The 16532-nt window shown below is 68.4% G+C and carries 16 protein-coding genes and 1 tRNA gene; 6 read left to right on the plus strand and 11 right to left on the minus strand.

Translation table 11 applies throughout. The features are described 5' to 3' along the window. Nucleotides 1-18: 18 nt before the first annotated feature. Complete coding sequence (locus tag ABZW96_RS08725; RefSeq protein WP_355072720.1) at nt 19-3117, minus strand: BTAD domain-containing putative transcriptional regulator; 3099 nt, start codon at nt 3115-3117, stop codon at nt 19-21. A gap of 280 nt (nt 3118-3397) precedes the next feature. Next, nucleotides 3398-4240, minus strand: a complete 843-nt coding sequence (locus ABZW96_RS08730; RefSeq protein ID WP_355072722.1) for a methyltransferase domain-containing protein — start codon at nt 4238-4240, stop codon at nt 3398-3400. Between the two features lie 71 nt (nt 4241-4311). Here ABZW96_RS08730 and ABZW96_RS08735 point away from each other — a divergent pair, with 71 nt between their 5' ends. Both ABZW96_RS08735 and ABZW96_RS08740 read left to right on the plus strand, forming a co-directional pair. Continuing rightward, on the plus strand, nt 4312-5007 hold the full coding sequence (locus tag ABZW96_RS08735) for a class I SAM-dependent methyltransferase (protein WP_355072982.1): 696 nt from the start codon (nt 4312-4314) through the stop codon (nt 5005-5007). Between the two features lie 10 nt (nt 5008-5017). Next, nucleotides 5018-5833: a class I SAM-dependent methyltransferase gene (locus ABZW96_RS08740; RefSeq protein ID WP_355072723.1), complete on the plus strand. Its 816-nt coding sequence runs from the start codon at nt 5018-5020 to the stop codon at nt 5831-5833. 66 nt (nt 5834-5899) lie between these two features. Here the strand turns inward: ABZW96_RS08740 and ABZW96_RS08745 are convergent, their stop codons facing one another. Next, nucleotides 5900-6499: a TetR/AcrR family transcriptional regulator gene (locus ABZW96_RS08745; RefSeq protein WP_355072725.1), complete on the minus strand. Its 600-nt coding sequence runs from the start codon at nt 6497-6499 to the stop codon at nt 5900-5902. Between the two features lie 61 nt (nt 6500-6560). On the opposite strand from ABZW96_RS08745, the gene ABZW96_RS08750 reads away from it, so the two are divergent. Continuing rightward, nucleotides 6561-7925, plus strand: a complete 1365-nt coding sequence (locus ABZW96_RS08750; protein ID WP_355072727.1) for a flavin monoamine oxidase family protein — start codon at nt 6561-6563, stop codon at nt 7923-7925. Between the two features lie 52 nt (nt 7926-7977). Here the strand turns inward: ABZW96_RS08750 and ABZW96_RS08755 are convergent, their stop codons facing one another. Next, the gene (locus ABZW96_RS08755) at nt 7978-8397 is read right to left on the minus strand and encodes a heme-binding protein (RefSeq protein WP_355072728.1); all 420 of its coding nucleotides are present in this window, start codon (nt 8395-8397) and stop codon (nt 7978-7980) included. Between the two features lie 97 nt (nt 8398-8494). On the opposite strand from ABZW96_RS08755, the gene ABZW96_RS08760 reads away from it, so the two are divergent. Next, nucleotides 8495-8926: a MarR family transcriptional regulator gene (locus ABZW96_RS08760; protein ID WP_355072730.1), complete on the plus strand. Its 432-nt coding sequence runs from the start codon at nt 8495-8497 to the stop codon at nt 8924-8926. A gap of 664 nt (nt 8927-9590) precedes the next feature. Further along, complete coding sequence (locus tag ABZW96_RS08765) at nt 9591-9833, plus strand: hypothetical protein (RefSeq protein WP_355072732.1); 243 nt, start codon at nt 9591-9593, stop codon at nt 9831-9833. Nucleotides 9834-9844: 11 nt separating this feature from the next. On the opposite strand, the gene ABZW96_RS08770 is transcribed toward ABZW96_RS08765, so the two are convergent. From ABZW96_RS08770 to ABZW96_RS08800, 7 genes are all read right to left on the minus strand, one after another. Beyond that, complete coding sequence (locus ABZW96_RS08770; RefSeq protein ID WP_355072734.1) at nt 9845-10024, minus strand: hypothetical protein; 180 nt, start codon at nt 10022-10024, stop codon at nt 9845-9847. Nucleotides 10025-10158: 134 nt separating this feature from the next. Beyond that, a complete protein-coding gene (locus ABZW96_RS08775) occupies nt 10159-10986 on the minus strand; it encodes a GAF domain-containing protein (RefSeq protein WP_355072735.1) in 828 nt (275 codons plus the stop codon). An 8-nt stretch (nt 10987-10994) separates the two neighbouring features. Continuing rightward, complete coding sequence (locus ABZW96_RS08780; protein WP_355072737.1) at nt 10995-11408, minus strand: hypothetical protein; 414 nt, start codon at nt 11406-11408, stop codon at nt 10995-10997. Nucleotides 11409-11663: 255 nt separating this feature from the next. Then, nucleotides 11664-11735, minus strand: a tRNA-Val gene (locus ABZW96_RS08785). Between the two features lie 17 nt (nt 11736-11752). Further along, nucleotides 11753-12217 carry a peroxiredoxin gene (locus ABZW96_RS08790; RefSeq protein WP_355072739.1) on the minus strand — a complete coding sequence of 155 codons (465 nt, stop codon included), beginning with the start codon at nt 12215-12217 and terminating at the stop codon, nt 11753-11755. Nucleotides 12218-12294: 77 nt separating this feature from the next. Beyond that, the gene (locus tag ABZW96_RS08795; RefSeq protein WP_355072984.1) at nt 12295-12717 is read right to left on the minus strand and encodes a DUF3052 domain-containing protein; all 423 of its coding nucleotides are present in this window, start codon (nt 12715-12717) and stop codon (nt 12295-12297) included. A 126-nt stretch (nt 12718-12843) separates the two neighbouring features. Next, a complete protein-coding gene (locus tag ABZW96_RS08800; protein ID WP_355072741.1) occupies nt 12844-13401 on the minus strand; it encodes a hypothetical protein in 558 nt (185 codons plus the stop codon). A 337-nt stretch (nt 13402-13738) separates the two neighbouring features. On the opposite strand from ABZW96_RS08800, the gene aceE reads away from it, so the two are divergent. Next, on the plus strand, nt 13739-16531 hold the full coding sequence (gene aceE / locus ABZW96_RS08805; protein ID WP_355072986.1) for a pyruvate dehydrogenase (acetyl-transferring), homodimeric type: 2793 nt from the start codon (nt 13739-13741) through the stop codon (nt 16529-16531). Nucleotide 16532 lies beyond the last annotated feature (1 nt).

Here is a 16532-nt window from a genome sequence, read left to right on the forward strand (position 1 = left end):
CACGCACTCACCATCGGCTCACCGCCGCTCACCGAGCAGGGCCGCCACCTCCTCGATCGACCGCCCGATGCCGCGGTCATAGGCGGCGCGGAACTTCTGTTCGCCGAGTTCGGCACGGCACCGTGCGGCGGTCTCGGCCGCCGCACCGTCACCCGCGGCGGGCATCCCGCGCAGCGAATCGGCAGCGCCGAGCAGCAGCGCGGCCCGCGCCGGATCGCCGATCACCGCGGCGGCCTCCGCCAGACCGGCCACCGCGTCCGCGGCCACCGATCGGGATCTGTCACGGGCCAGCTCGAAGGCCTCGCGGTGCGCCGCCTGCCCGGCTTCGCTGTCGGCTTCGGCGAGCGAGACCCAGCCCAGTCCGATGAGGCTGCGCGCACGGGCCTCGGCCATGCCGAACGAACCGTTGTCGGGCAGGGCGACGGCCGTGCCGTAGTACTCCCTGGCGCCGATGAGGTCGCCCGCCGCACGGCGCAGATCGCCGAGTCCGCGTATCGCGTTGGCGTACATGTCCGTCGCGCCCGCCGCCCGGGCAGATTCGGCGGCACACTCGTAGGCGGCGCGGGCTCCGTCCGCGTCGTGGCAAGCGTCCTGGCGGGCGAGGAGGTCGCCACGCCGGTTGAGCAGGTCGGCGGCCTCGTCACCCGCGCCCAACTCGGTTTGCAGGGCAACGGCCTCGTCGATCAGGTCCAGCGCGACCGCCCGCTCACCGCGCCAGTCGGCGACGGCGGCGAGTTTGTCCAGGGTGGTGGCGATCGCCCAGCGGTCGCGGGTGGCGCGGAAACCTTCCAGGGCGCAGTGGAATTCGGGTTCGGCCGCCACCGGCTCACCGGACATGAGCAGGTGCAGTCCCGCGCCCAGCCGGAGGAACGCCTGCGACCACGGGTCGGCACCGAAGAGCAGGCGCTGCCGCTGCGGCGGCAGGTCCAGCAACCCGCCGACGGTCGCCAGCAGGAACACCAGATGCGGGCGTTGAAGGGGTTTCTCGACACCGGACAACTCCGTGACCGCGCGGGTGACCGCGACCGGCAGTCCGTTTCCCGCTCGCGCGGCGATCGCCGCGCACAGGCCGTATTTCTCGACGTCGGCCGCCGGATCGAGTGCGGGCAGCAGCTTGCCCGCGAGCTCGACGGCACCGCCCGGATGACCGCGCAGCCACCAGCACCACGCGTGCGCGGCGATGAGTCGTTGTGCCAATGGCGGATCGGCGGCCACCGCCCAGCGCAGCGCCACCTGCACGTTGTCGTGTTCGGCGCTCAGTCGTGCCAGCCAGTCCAGCTGGTCCGGGCCGCGCAGTCGCGGATCGGCCCGCTCGGCCAGGGCGGTGAAGAATGCCGCGTGGGCACGCTGCATGCGCTCACGCTCGCTGGAGTCGGTCGAACGTGCCAGACCGTAGGCTCGGATGGTCTCCAGCATCCGGTAGCGGCCGCCGTGCACCTCCACCAGCGATTTGTCGGCCAGGCCGTCGAGCAGTTCTTCGGCATCGTCGAGTTCGCAGACCGAAGCGGCTGTCGCGGCCGACGCTCCGCCCGCGAAGACCGCGAAGCGCCGCGCCATGAGGCGCTCGGCCGGTTCCAGCAGATCCCAGCTCCATTCGACTACCGCCTGCAAGGTCTGATGTCGGGGCTCCGCGGTCCGGTCTCCTCGTGACAGCAGCCGGAACCGGTCGGAGAGGCGTCCGTCGATGTCGTCCACTTCGAGATTGCGCAGACGGGCGGCGGCGAGTTCCAAAGCCAGCGGCAAGCCGTCCAATCGCGCGCAGATGCGCCGCACGGCCGCGATCGTGCCCGCGTCGACGGTGAATCCGGGCCGCGCCGCGGCCGCGCGGTCGGCGAACAGACGGACCGCCGCGCAGCCGAGCTGCTCGGACAGCGGCGCTTCGGCGGCCGCGACCGGCAGTTGCCCGATCGACAGGACGGTCTCGCCGGTGATGCGCAGGGCTTCCCTGCTGGTCGCCAGCACCCGAAGGCCCTGGCATTCGCGCAACAACCGGTGGACGAGCCGCGCGGCGTCGAGTACCAGATGCTCACAGTTGTCGAGAATGATCAGCAGAGACCGGCCTGCGAGCATCGCGCGGAGCCGGTTTTCCGTGTCTTCGTGCTCACCGGCGGTCGCGCGGCCGCCGAGCGTCGCCGCGATCTCCTGCGCCATCTGCGCGCCGTCCACCAATGGCGACAGATCCACGAAACAGACCTCGCCCTGAGCCCGGGAGCCTGCCTCCAACGCCAGCCGGGTCTTGCCGGTGCCCCCCGGACCGGTCAAGGTGACCAGGCGGGCCCGCGCCAGCAGCGACGCGATCTGCGCCAACTCGTCGTCGCGGCCGACGAAACTGGTGAGCTGGGCAGGTAGGCGGCGCAACGAGGCCGCGGCGACGGTGTCCCCGCGCAGGATCGCGAGGTGGGCTCGGGCCAGTTCGGCCGAAGGATCCGCCCCCAGCTCATCGGCGAGCAGTCGGCGGCCCTGCTCGAACAGCTCCAGCGCCTCCGCTTGCCGGTCGGTCCCGGACAACCCGCGCATCAGCAATGCTCGAGCCCGCTCCCGCAGCGGATGTGCGGCAACGAGTTCGGTCAGCATCGCGACCACCGCTCGATGGTCGCGCAGCGCCAGACCGGCTTCTGCCCGATCCTCCCGCGCCGCCAGCCACGCTTCGGTGAGGCGGGTCACCGCCGTCGCGGCGAACGGCGCATCGCGGACGTCGGCCAGCGCCGCACCCCGCCACAGCCCGGCGGCTTCGTCCAGCAGCGCGGCCGCGGAAGCGGGATCCCCGTCGCGCAACGCGATCCGGCCCTCCTCGGCGAGCCGATCGAACCGGTGCGCGTCCACCGTGCCCGGGTCGACCGCGAGCCGGTAGCCCGCGGTCGAGGACTCCACCAGCTCGTCGGCGCCCGCCGAACGCAGCGCCCGCCGCAGCCGCGACACCTGGGACTGCAGCGCGTGCCCGGCGTCGCCCGGCGGATCCTCCCCGTAGAGATCGTCGATCAACCGCTCGCGGGAGACGACCCGCCCGGCCTCCGACGCCAACACCGCCAGCAGCGCCCGCACCTGCGGCCCACCCACCGCGACCGGACCCCCATCGGGCCGTCGCACCTCCACCGGACCCAGGATCCCGAACCGCACGATCGTCAGTATGGCCTGGGATCGATGGGCTGCCGCTTCGGTGGGTTCTCAGCACCGGCTTGTCTGCGCTGCGTCGTGGACGCCGCTGTGGTTCGGTCCGACGGCTTTCGAGACCAGCTGTGGCCGCAGCCGCGTTATCGGTCCCATCGCTCGCTCAGGAACTCCTCGTTCCGCGGCGAAGCACCCAGCGCGTCCCGCTCACGGTCCCGCAACCGCGAGCCGCATCGTATGTCGACACGCCATCGACTCCGGTGCTCGGCAGCGGTCGGAGCCAGGTCGTTCAGTCCGCTCGGTGGGCGAGCACAGCGAACATGGTCACCGACAGGTGGTAATCGCCTTTGGCGATGCCCGCGTCCATGGTGGCCAGCAGGTCGCGCCCTTCCTGTTCGGTGATGGCACCGCTGGTGCTCGCGGACGAGATCATTTGCATGTACAGCGGGAGGGCGGTGTCCGGATTCCAGATCACCGCCTCCGAACCCATGTCATCGATGGTGAAACCGGCGGCTGTGAGCAGGCCGCGCAAGCGCCGGCCCGACGCGGGGTTGGGGGTGGTGGTGAGCATCGCCTTCGACAGGCGGGCGAGCACACCGGGGTCGCCGGGATGCGCGATCACGGTGTGCCAGTCGGTGTCGATGAGCAGCACACGGCCGCCCTGTCGCAGGACGCGGGCGATCTCGGCGGTCGCGGACGCCGGGTCGTCGAGGTGCTGGTAGACCCGCTCGCAACGCACCGCGTCGAAGTAGCCGTCGGAGAACGGCAGCTGATAGGCGGTGGCTTCGACGAAGCGGGCCCGAGAGTCCGCGGTCTCGGCTCGCCCACGGGCTATGGCGAGCATCGCGGGATTCGGGTCGGCTCCCACCGCGTCGCCATCGGGGCCGACTCGCTCGGACAACTCGATCACCTCGGTGCCGGTACCGGAACCTATGTCCAGTACCCGCTCGCCCGGCTCGACGGCCAAGACCTCGTGTCCCCACGCACGCATGCGCCGGATACCGGGCAGCGCCGCTTGCAGGTCGAGCATGCCGACCAGCGTGGCCATCGGGTCGTCGTCGGTGGTGTGGGAAGAGTCAGGGATCGCGTTCACGTGGAACGACGGGATAGGCGACGAGGGATCGCTCGACATGGTCCGACACTAACCCCGCACCGCCGCTCCCCGCAGTGTGCGGACGACCGATCGCGGGCTGGGCATTGGCGATGCTGCCCACCCGGCGTACCGTCGAGTTTGTGAGCAGTGGCGCCGTGTCGGGGGCAGCGGTGAAGGGCTCGGATCCGTGGGCCCGGGTTTTCGCGGCGCTGTACGACCCTCTGCTGTGGATGGGCGAGAGGGCGGGTATGGGCGCTCGCCGACGAGATCTGCTCAGCCGTGCGAGGGGGCGAACTGTCGAGCTGGGCAGCGGTACCGGTCTCAACGTGGGGTACTACCCTGACGACCTCGAAGAACTGATCTTGACCGAACCGGAAGCCGCGATGCGGACGCGGTTGGCGCGGAAGCTGCGTCGCAGTGGACGCCGGGCACGTGTGCTCGACGCATCGGCGGAACAACTGCCGTTCGAGGACGAAACCGTGGATACGGTCGTCTCGACGCTCGTGCTGTGTACTGTCGACCACCCCGAACCCGTATTGCGCGAGATCGGGCGTGTGTTGCGCCCTGGCGGCCAGCTGCTGTTCATCGAGCATGTGCGTTCGGAGTCGCCGCGACTCGCCCAGTGGCAAGACCGCCTCGCCGGCCCGTGGCGCCGGTTCGCGGAGGGCTGCCATTGCAACCGTGCCACACTCGAGCTCATCCAGGGGTCCGAACTGAAGCTCGAAGACGTACAGGAAGCTTCGTGGCGGGGAGAGCCCCCGATCATTCGACCGCTGATCTTGGGTGTGGCTACCAAAAACACCTAGGGAGCGTCAGATGACCGAGTCCGGCTCCGCTGAGCTGAAGCGGCGGCATCGCGCGATGTGGGCACTGGGCGACTATCCGTCCGTCGCCACCGAGGTCATCTCTGGATTGGGCAGGCGTCTGGTCGAGGCCTGCCGTATCGGCGCTGGTCAGCACGTGTTGGATATCGCGGCAGGGTCCGGCAACGCCGCGATTCCGGCGGCCGAGACCGGTGCGGAGGTCGTGGCGAGCGACCTCACGCCCGAGCTGTTCGAGGCGGGTCGGCGTCTCGCCGCGGAAAGGGGTGTCGAGCTGCGGTGGCAGCAAGCCGATGCCGAGGCATTGCCCTACGCGGATGCCGACTTCGATGCCGTGATCTCCTGCGTCGGCGTCATGTTCGCGCCGTTCCACCAAGCGGCGGCGGACGAAATGCTCCGCGTGACCAGGCCGGGCGGCACGATCGGGCTGATCAACTGGACGCCGACCGGATTCATCGGGCAGATGTTCGCCACGATGAAACCGTTCGCGCCGCCACCCCCGCCCGGCGCCCAGCCGCCCCCGCTGTGGGGCGACGAGACGCACGTACGGTCGCTGTTGGGCGATCGCGTCACCGATCTGGAGCTGCGGCGCGAAAACGCGGTCATCGACCGCTTCGCCGACGGCGCCGAGTTCCGCGACTTCTTCAAGTCCTACTACGGCCCGGCGGTCGCGGTGTACAAAGCCATCGCCGCCGAGCCCGACCGCGTCGCACAGTTGGACCGGGAACTCACGGAACTCGCTGCCCGACATGACCTGGGCGACGGGCGCATGGAGTGGGAGTACCTCCTGGTCACCGCGCGCCGCTCCTGAGCGACGGGGATTGGAACCGGGCGTTCGTGCCACATCGCTCCCCCCTTCCCCGGCGGGTTCGTAGTGTCAGGAAGTCGCGCCGATCGCCAACCCTGCGAGGAGATCGTGCACAAGGCTTGCCGCCTGCTCGTGAGCGCGTTGCCGATCATCGGTCTCGGCGATGGTCAGCGACAGTTCGGTCAGGGCCCCATAGAAGGCACTCGCCAGTAATGCGGCGGGGTAGGGGCGGATGAGCGCCGCATCGAGCAGATTCTGCACCGCCTCGACGACCAGGCCGCCGAGATGGCGTTGGTCGAGCTCACGCCAGCGCTGCCAGCCGAGGCCGATCGGTCCCTGGAGGAGCACGATGTGCCGGTAGTCGGGTTCGGCGCAGACGTCGAGGAACTCCCGCACCCCGCGATCGACCCGGTCGAACGGGTCCGAGGCCGAGTCGATCGCGATGCGGATGCGTTGTGCCGCTCGCGTCTCCAGATCGTCGACGATCGCCTCGAACAGCCCCTTCTTGCCGTCGAAGTGGTGATACAGCGCGCCGCGGGTGAGGCCGGTGGCGCGAACCAGCTCTTCCGCCGACAGATCTGCGTACTCGCGTTCGGCGAACAGCCGCCCCGCGGTCTCCAGCAGCGCCTGGCGGGTGTTCTCCGCGTACTTCTCGCGAAACGACTCCATGCGGTATGGATATCACATACAGTATGTATGTCAGATACAGACTGTATGGAAGTGGGTCGTAATGGGCGAATCAGTGGACGTCGTCGTTGTCGGAGCCGGGATAGCGGGTCTGGTAGCCGCCCGCGACCTGGCGCGAAGTGGTGCGGAGGTGCTCGTGCTGGAGGCGCGCGACCGGGTCGGCGGGCGGCTGCTGAACGATGAACTCCCCGGTGGTGCGCCCATCGAGGTGGGTGGTCAATGGGTCGGGCCCGGCCAGCAGCACGTGCTCGCGCTGATCGATGACCTCGGCCTGAAGACCTTCCCCACGTACACCGCGGGCCGTCATATCGCCGAACTCGGCACGGCCCGCTCGGTATACACCGGCCGGATTCCCAAGCTGAACCCGCTGGCACTGGCCGATGTAGCGCAGATCCAGTGGAGGCTCGACCGGGTGGCGCGCCGGGTCGCGGCGGCGGAGCCGTGGCTCGCCGACCGGGCTGGGGTGCTGGACGCGCAAACCTTCGCCACCTGGCTGCGGCGGACCGCCCACACCTCCGCGGGTCGGTCGTTCTTGCAGCTGATCACCGAGGCGGTGTTCTCCGCGGAGCCGGAGGATATGTCGGCACTGTGGGCCGCCTACTACGTCGGCGCCGCCGGTGGGCTGGACGCGTTGATCAATACCGCGGGCGGTGCGCAGCAGGACCGCGTTGTCGGCGGTTCGCAGACCATCGCGTTGGCGCTGGCCCAGGAACTCGGTGACCGTGTCGTCCTGGAAACCGTGGTGACCGATGTCGAGTGGGACGTCTCGGGTGTCCGGGTCGTCGCGGGCGGCACGACCGTTCGCGCTCGTCGAGCCGTGATCGCGGTTCCGCCGCCACTGGCGGCGCGCGTCCGCTTCACCCCCGGCCTGCCCGGCGATCGTGACCAACTCGTGCAGCGCATGCCGATGGGCCGGGTCATCAAAGTCAATGTCGCCTACGACGAGCCCTTCTGGCGCGAAGCGGGTCTGAGCGGCCAAGCCAACAGCGACCATCGGCCCCTGGGCACCGTCTTCGACAACACCCCGCTCGACGGTTCACCCGGCGTGCTCGTCGGCTTCCTCGAGGGACGGCACGCCGACAGAGGCGCGCGCCTCGACCTCACCGATCGTCGTGCACAGGTGATCGACGATCTCGCAGGCTACTTCGGGCCACGGGCCCGCAACCCCATCGCCTACATCGAACGCGATTGGGCCGAAGAGGAATTCAGCCGCGGCTGCTACGGCGCGTTCACCACGCCCGGCACCCTCACCCGCTTCGGTCCGGCCCTGCGCACCCCCATCGGCCCGCTGCATTGGGCAGGCACCGAAACCGCTACCCGGTGGGCCGGCTACATGGACGGAGCCGCCGAATCCGGCCACCGCGCCGCCCGCGAAGTCGCTCCCGCGCTCCGCCGCAGTGGGGTGTAGAGGCGGTTCGACCACGACTGCTGGCAGAAGTGGGCGAACGCCCGAATGAGACTCAGTCCGACACGGCCGACCGGACCGAAACCAGCCCAATCTCAGCGCAGACGTCGTCGTGTTCAGGTGCGCTCCCACTGACCGCAATCGCACCGACCACGACATCGCCACGTCGGATCAGTCGAGAACCTGCACCCGCGATGATGGGTGTGCCCGCAACCTGATCCAGCTGTGCGAACAGTGCGGGCCATGCCTGCTGCAATCGCACCAACTCACCGCCGTCGCGGTGGAACAGCGCAACACTGGATGCTTTCGCTGGGGCGATTCGAGCCGACAACGGCGGCGCGCCGTCCATCCGATCGACAACCAGCACGTGTCCACCGCCGTCAACGATGGCGACCGTGATTCGGGCACCGAGCCCTGCGGCATGCTCGCGTACGCAGGCGCTGGCCGCTCGCGCTTGTTCCGAAGTGAGTGACATCGCTCCACCTTCAAATCTCTTGGGTCAGCCAAGCTTGGACGTCCCAAGGATAACCATATTCATGGGTCGGACCAAGAGTTTGACTAGACTTTCGTGCATGGAGCTGGAGGAAACGCCCACGCGCCTGCGCAGCAAACCGACCTGGCTGATCAGCAAGGCGGCCGTGCGGGCGCATCGGCTCATCGGCGAAGCGATGGCCGGATCCGGCGGCCGTGCCTATCACTTCGCGATCCTCGCCACGCTGGACGAATTCGGCCCCGACAGTCAGGCGCGGATCGGCCAACGGTGCGGAATCGACCAGAGCGATATGCACACCATGCTCAAGGAATTGATAGAGCAGGGGCACGTCGCGCGCACCTCGGACCCCAACGATCGACGCCGCAATCTGATCGCCTTGACGCGCTCTGGCCGACAACGACTGACGGAACTGGACGCGACACTCTCGGGCGTTCAACGCGATCTTCTCAACGCCTTGTCGACTACCGAGAGGGACCATCTCGCAGCGCTACTCGTCCGGGTTCTCGAGTAGATCGTCATCGAGGACGCACCAACGCACTCCCGTAGCCGCGTTCCGCGCGTCCGGGCAGTGCCTGTCGGTCAGTGAGCAGCGCGGGAACCGGGTTCTACTTCTGGGCTCGCGACAGTTGTCCCATGATCGGCAACGAGGTGGTCACTCGGGGATGGCAATCAACACGAATGATTCTCCACAGCAAGGTGTTTCGGGCACCAGCCCAGCTAACGCCAGTTTCCGTTCAACTGGACCCCACGTGCCGTCCGGAAGGCCGGGACGGAAGGGCGGAAGGCTGGGGTGACCATTCAGGTTATGCAGTTTCGCTCATACGATCAGGGCGGTCCGCTCATCCCGCACCCAGTCACCCTCGATGCGGAATGGAACGCCGAGTGCGGCCATCACCTGTCGGCGTGGTGCCTGGGGTGCTCGACGTGCACCGACTGCGCCGGAACCTGCTATTGCGGCGCCGCCGAAGACGAGGACCCGCCCGTCCACCTCCTGGATCTCGCCAGCTGATCCGATCAGCTCGACCGCGTCGTCGGGTGCTCGTAGTCCGCACCGACGGGCGGTGTGTAGACGACGTGACCACACCGGATACACCAGTGGAGGCGGTGCAGACCGCCAGCCTGAAGCTGGCCAACGACCCGACGAGCATCTGTCTCGGGCCGAACTGATGCCCGCGATGCGGGCAGCTACGAGGCCACGGCTCGGCCCGCTTTCCGTTGCGCAGCCGGTAGAGGCGGCCGGGCTCGACGATCCGGCCGTCACTGAGCCGGTACACCACGCGCGGGTTGTCGAACACACTCTCGATCACGTCGCGTACTGGTCGGCGATCGTGCAGGCCGTGCTCGAGGCGCCCGGCCGCTACCCGTTCAGCGTCCGCACCGCGACGCTCGTAGCGGCGGATCCCGCGTCGGAGGCGTGAGGCGGGTAGGCCTACCTTCTGCCGTCGATGCGTTCGAGCGCCGCGGCGAGCAGTGGCAGGGTGCCTTCGGCCAGCCGGTACTCCACGATCGTGGGGTTCTGCGGGTCGTCGGCGCTGCGTGACTCGATCACGCATGGTGGCGGGAGCTCGTCGGTCGTGTCGTGCATGGCCCGCCGCATCGTCGTGCGCATGCCGCCCAAGGCAGTGACGCCCAGGGGAAACAACAAGTGGACCACGGGGCCGGTAGCTGCGGGTGCGCGCGTGGCGGGCGGTCACCCGGGCTGCCGGTGCCGCACGGGGCCGGGAGGTTGGTTCGTGGTGACGGTCAGCGGTTGAGGTAGGCGGCCAGGCCACCGAGTTCCTCGTTGGCGATGAACACCGAACGGACGTTGATGATGGCCTCTTCGACGTGGGTGGTGCAGCCCCAGGCCGAGTCGCCCCACGAATCGGCGATCTTCAGCTCGGCCGGCGCGGTGCAGCCGGCGGTGCCGCCGAGCTGGCAGTGCTCAGGGTGCGGCGTGGTGGCCTGTACGGCGGCCGCGGCTCGTATCTGGGCGGCGAGTTCGGCGGCGGCAGCGGCGCGTTGCTCGGCATCGCCGCGCAACTGGCGTTCGGCGCGTACCGCCTTGATGGTGGCCAGGCGCAGCTCCAGGTGCTGCGCGACCTGGTCGGCGAGATAGCCGAGCACGGTCGCCTGCACCTCGCTCAACTCCCGAGGCATGGCGTCGATCGCGGTAACGGTGCCGAGGTGGTGCCCGTCGGCGGTGACGATCGGGGCGGCGGCGTAGAACCGCAGCCCCAGCTCACCACGTACCAACGGATGATCGAGGGTGCGCGGATCGGTGACCGCGTCGTTGACCACGTACGGGCCCTCGGCGCAGAACGCCGACGCGCACAGTCCCGGTTCCGTGCCGACCTGCGCGACACCATCCAGTCCCTTGGTCGCGGCGAACCAGACCCGATCGGCGTCGACGATGCTGACCGTGGCGATCGGGGTGCCGCACACCGCTGCGGCGGTCGCCGCGATGATGTCGAACTGGCCGTCGGTTGGAGCGTCGAGGATCTCGTAACGGCGTACCGCAGCTAGCCGGGTGGGGTCGGTGAGGGCGGTTCTGTCGGCGGTGATCGACACGGTGTGGTGCTCGCTTCCCATGAGGGTGTTCAGGCCTGGGTAGCGTACGTGGTTGCTGCGGTCATGCCGCACCCGCTGTGGCTGCCGTGATGGTGGCGCGGTCCGAGCCGCGCGAGCAGATAGACACCCGAGAGCCGTACGTCAATCTTGTCGGAGGCGAGTTGTTCAGCCGCCAGCCGAAAGCGATCGGTGACCGCCGTCTGCTGCGATAAGGAGTACTGGTTGTTCGTCGCGCGCAGAGACTGAGCGGTGAACCATAGGGCGCCAGCGTAATCGTCGCGTCGAGCGTCGCCACTGTCGTTGCCATGGCCGCTACTTTCCGTCCGCCCGACCAATGGAACACCCTGCCCCACCGCGAAGATTGACCCGGTGCGGGCGGATCGTTCTCCGGCGGGGCGGGCGGGTCTGGCGGAATCGGCGTGCCCCCCGTGCTCATTCGTCATCCCTCTGAAGTGTTTGTCTCACTACAGCAGTCGGGACACTCGCCGACGGCACCGCATCGGCAAGAACGCTAGGCCCGTCAACGCTGCTTCCGAGCGACATTCGGTGCGCGCATAGGCGCATACTTCGGGGGCTTTGCCGCGCGGGTTACCCGGCCGCAGATGTAGTCCGATGTAGATCTGGCCGGTGCCCCACATAGTGCGAGTGGGGCAAACGCACCAAACGTAGTTTGCGGCTTCTACTTGGCATTTGATCTGTGGGCGCAGAGGGGATCGAACCCCCGACCGCTGGTGTGTAAAACCAGAGCTCTACCGCTGAGCTATACGCCCGTGCCGTTACCGGCGGCTTATGAATCTAGCGCGGCGAGCGCTTTCTCCCAAGCCGCCTGGTCACGGGGTTCTCCGGGGCCGTTCATCTCGGCGAAGCGGATGTAGCCCTCGCGGTCGACGACGAAGGTGCCTCGGTTCGGGTAGCCCGATTTCTCGTTGAAGACGCCGTAGGCCTGGGCCACCGCGCCGTGCGGCCAGAAGTCCGACAGCAGGGGGAAGATGTAGCCCTGCTCCGCGGCCCAGATCTTGTGCGTTGGCGGCGGGCCGACCGAGATCGCGAGGATTTCCGCGTTGTCGTTCTGGAACTTGGGCAGCTCGTCGCGCACCTTGCACAGCTCACCCTGGCAGATGCCGGTGAAGGCGAGCGGGTAGAACACGATCAGGACGTTCTTCTTGCCCCGGTAAGCCGACAGGGTGACTTCCTGGTTGTTCTGGTCCTTCAGCGTGAAATCCGGCGCGACAGTGCCAACCTCTAGCGGCATAGCGAATCCTCCATCGTGTCGGGTCTCCACCGGGTGGGCGTGCGACACCACCCTGGTGGAAACCATAGCGCGGTGGCTCAACGCTGCTTCGAGGGCGCCTTGGGCTGCACGAGTCTGCTTCCGGTCCACGAGCCGAGGCTGATCGCCGAGGTCTGGGTCAGACCTGCGGTCGGTGCGGATTCGGCGATTTCGCTCGGCTCGACATGGCCGGGTTGTCCAGTCTTGGGGGTCAGTACCCAGACGAAACCGTCGTCGGCGAGCGGGGCGATGGCGTCCATCAGGGCGTCGACCAGATCACCGTCCCCATCCCGCCACCACAGCAGCACGACGTCGATCACCTCGTCGGAGTCCTCGTCGACGAGTTCACCGCCGATCGCTTCCTCGACATCGGCCCTCAGGTCGTCGTCGACGTCCTCGTCCCAGCCCAATTCCTGGACAACCAAGCCGTGTGAGATGCCAAGCTTCTGAGCGTAGTTCTGCGCGTCCGCCGCGGCGACCACGGTGGCGTCCTCCTCAACTCCCGACAGTAGGTAGTTGCAAGCGAACATGGTTATGGGCTTCAGCGCAAGCCGATCCGGCGAAATAGCTACCGAATGTCGCGTTGCGATGGTGTGTCAAGGGCTTTCTCAGCGCTTCGGACACGAGTCGCGGACGGCGTTGCGCGCGTCGTTGACGCGCTTGCTGGCGTCGTTGAGCGCCGCGACCGGGGCGGTGTAGGTCATCTTGCGCGTCTCGGCGGCCAGCGCGCGGGCGGCGTTCACGTATTCGGTGAACAGCGGCACCAGGTCCGCGGGTAGCGCCTCCTTGGCGGAGTTCACGCCGCTTTCCACCTTGTTCGCGGCGTCCTCGAGGGTCTGCACCGCCGAGTCGCGCTTGGCGACGTAGTCCGGTGCGTTCGCATCGTGTGCGTCGACGAAATCGTTGTATTTGCTGACGCCCGCTCCGGTGATGGTGGGGAACTGACCGCAGTTGTCGGAGATGGCCTTGGCCTGCGCGGCAGCGCGCCTGGATGAGGTCGCCGCCGCCGACGAGGACGCTGCCTCGGTCTTGTATGCCGCCAGATCGCTCGCGTTCGGACCCGCCACGCCTTCCACGCGGTTGGCGCACCCCGCGACGACCAATCCGACGGCGACCGCGCCGGTGGCGCACACCATTCCGAACCCGCGTGGGTTCAGCAGCTTCATCGTCCTCCCGCTCCTCAGGGCTGCCACGCTCGACATGCTCACCTTGCCTGTCGAACGGTACTGGATTTCCGGCTGACATGATGATTTGGGACGCGTCATCGGCAAGGATGGATGGTGCGCCCGAACCTTTCGTGAACGGGGGGTCCGCCAACCAGCGAACCCGCCCGGGGATACCGACGCCATCAGCATGTCCACCCCTGTACGAGGAGCAGATTTGACCGACCTGATCCACTCTTCCGCACCGGCGAAATCCGCTGGTACCAGCTCCGCTCCCGCGCCCGCCGCGAGCCGCGATCCGAACGGGTCGCACGCGCCGCAGCCGGCCGGACGGGTGCGGGTGATCCGCGAAGGGGTGGCGTCCTACCTACCGGACATCGACCCGGAGGAAACCAGCGAATGGCTCGAGTCGTTCGATGAGATGCTCGACCGGGAGGGGCCCGGCCGTGCGCGTTACCTCATGCTCCGTCTGTTGGAGCGGGCCGGTGAACGTCGGGTCGCCATCCCGTCCTTGACCTCCACCGACTACGTCAACACCATTCCCACCGAGAACGAGCCGTGGTTCCCCGGCGACGAGGAGGTGGAGCGCCGCTTCCGCGCGTGGATCCGCTGGAACGCCGCGATCATGGTGCATCGCGCCCAGCGCCCCGGCATCGGCGTCGGCGGCCACATCTCGACCTACGCGTCCTCGGCGGCGCTCTACGAAGTCGGCTTCAACCACTTCTTCCGCGGCAAGGACCATCAGGGCGGCGGCGACTCGATCTTCATCCAGGGCCACGCCTCGCCGGGCATCTACGCCCGCGCGTTCCTCGAGGGCAGGCTGTCGACCGATCAGCTCGACGGGTTCCGTCAGGAGTACAGCAACGGCGGCCCCGGCCACGGGCTGCCGTCCTACCCGCACCCGCGCCTGCTGAACAACTTCTGGGAGTTCCCCACGGTGTCCATGGGCCTGGGCCCGATGAACGCCATCTACCAGGCGCGCTTCAATCACTACCTGCACGATCGCGGTATCAAGGACACCTCCGACCAGCACGTGTGGGCGTTCCTCGGCGACGGCGAGATGGACGAGCCGGAGTCGCGCGGTCTCGCGCACGTCGCTGCCATGGAGGGTCTGGACAACCTGACCTTCGTGGTCAACTGCAATTTGCAGCGCCTGGACGGCCCGGTGCGCGGCAACGGCAAGATCATCCAGGAGCTGGAGTCGTTCTTCCGCGGCGCGGGCTGGAACGTCATCAAGGTGATCTGGGGCCGGGAGTGGGACGCGCTGCTCGGCGCCGACCGCGACGGTGCGCTGGTGAACCTGATGAACAGCACCCCCGACGGTGACTACCAGACCTACAAGGCCAACGACGGCGCGTACGTCCGCGACCACTTCTTCGGGCGTGACCCGCGCACGAAGGCGCTGGTGCAGGATTTGTCCGACCAGGAGATCTGGAACCTCAAGCGCGGCGGCCACGACTACCGCAAGGTGTACGCCGCCTACGCGGCGGCGATGGCGCACAAGGGCCAGCCGACGGTGATCCTGGCCAAGACCATCAAGGGCTACACCCTCGGCAAGCACTTCGAGGGCCGCAACGCCACGCACCAGATGAAGAAGCTGACCCTGCAGGATCTCAAGGACTTCCGCGACCTGCAGCGGATCCCGATCAGCGACGCCGAGTTGGAGAAGGATCCGTACCTGCCGCCGTACTACCACCCCGGTATGGAGGCCCGCGAGGTCCAGTACATGCTCGACCGGCGCAAGGCGCTCGGCGGGTTCCTGCCCGAGCGGCGCGCCGCGGCCAAGCCGCTGAAGCTGCCCGGCGACGAGGCCTACCGCTCGGTCCGCAAGGGTTCGGGCAAGCAGAACGTCGCCACCACGATGGCCCTGGTGCGGCTGATGAAGGAGCTGCTGCGGGACAAGGAGATCGGCAAGCGGATCGTCCCGATCATCCCCGACGAGGCCCGTACCTTCGGTATGGACTCGTGGTTCCCTTCGTTGAAGATCTACAACCGCAATGGGCAGTTGTACACATCCGTCGACGCGGAATTGATGCTTGCCTACAAAGAGAGCACCGTCGGGCAGATCCTGCACGAGGGCATCAACGAGGCGGGATCGACGGCGTCGTTCACCGCGGCGGGCACCTCGTACGCCACGCACGGCGAGCCGATGATCCCGCTGTACATCTTCTACTCGATGTTCGGCTTCCAGCGCACCGGCGACGGACTGTGGGCGGCCGCCGACCAGCTCGCGCGCGGGTTCGTGCTCGGCGCGACCGCAGGACGCACCACGCTGACCGGTGAGGGCCTCCAGCACAACGACGGGCACTCGCTGCTGCTGGCCTCGACCAACCCGGCCGTGGTGACCTACGACCCGGCGTTCGCGTTCGAGATCGCCCACATCGTGCGCGACGGCCTGCGGCGCATGTACGGCGGCGGCACCCCGCCGCAGGGCTCCGCGCCGCTGCCCGGCACCCATCCGCACGGCAGCCCCACCGAGTTCGGCGGTGAGGACGTCTTCTACTACATCACCCTCTACAACGAGCCGTACCCGCAGCCGGCCGAGCCGGAGGACCTCGACGTCGCGGGGCTGCTCAAGGGCATCTACCTGTACAAGCGCGGCGGTGAGGGCGCGGTGCGCGCCCAGATCCTGGTCTCCGGCGTCACCGTGCCGGACGGCCTGCGCGCGCAGGCGCTGCTCGCGCAGGAGTGGGGCGTGCAGGCGGACGTGTGGTCGGTCACCTCGTGGGGCGAACTCCGTAAGGAGGCGCTCGACAAGGAGATCGCCGCGCTGCGCGACCCGGGCGCCGAGCCCGGGGTTCCGTACGTCACCGAGGCGCTGTCGCGGGTCGACGGCCCGTACGTGGCCGCGACCGACTGGATGCGCGCGGTGCCCGACCAGGTCCGCAAGTGGGTGCCCGGCGACTTCACCACGCTCGGCACGGACGGTTTCGGCTTCTCCGACACCCGCCCGGCCGCGCGGCGGGTGTTCAACGTCGACGCGCAGTCCATCGTGGTCGCCGCGCTGGCCGGACTCGGCCGGATCGGCAAGCTCGACCCGGCCAAGGCCGCGGAGGCGGCGGCGAAATACGGCATCGCCGACGTGGACGCCGCGCCGAAGGCGGCGGTGAGTTCGGACGAAGACCTCGCATAGC

The sequence above is a fragment of the Nocardia sp. NPDC004168 genome (genome assembly GCF_040610355.1).
GTDB classification, from domain to species: Bacteria; Actinomycetota; Actinomycetes; order Mycobacteriales; family Mycobacteriaceae; genus Nocardia; species Nocardia sichangensis.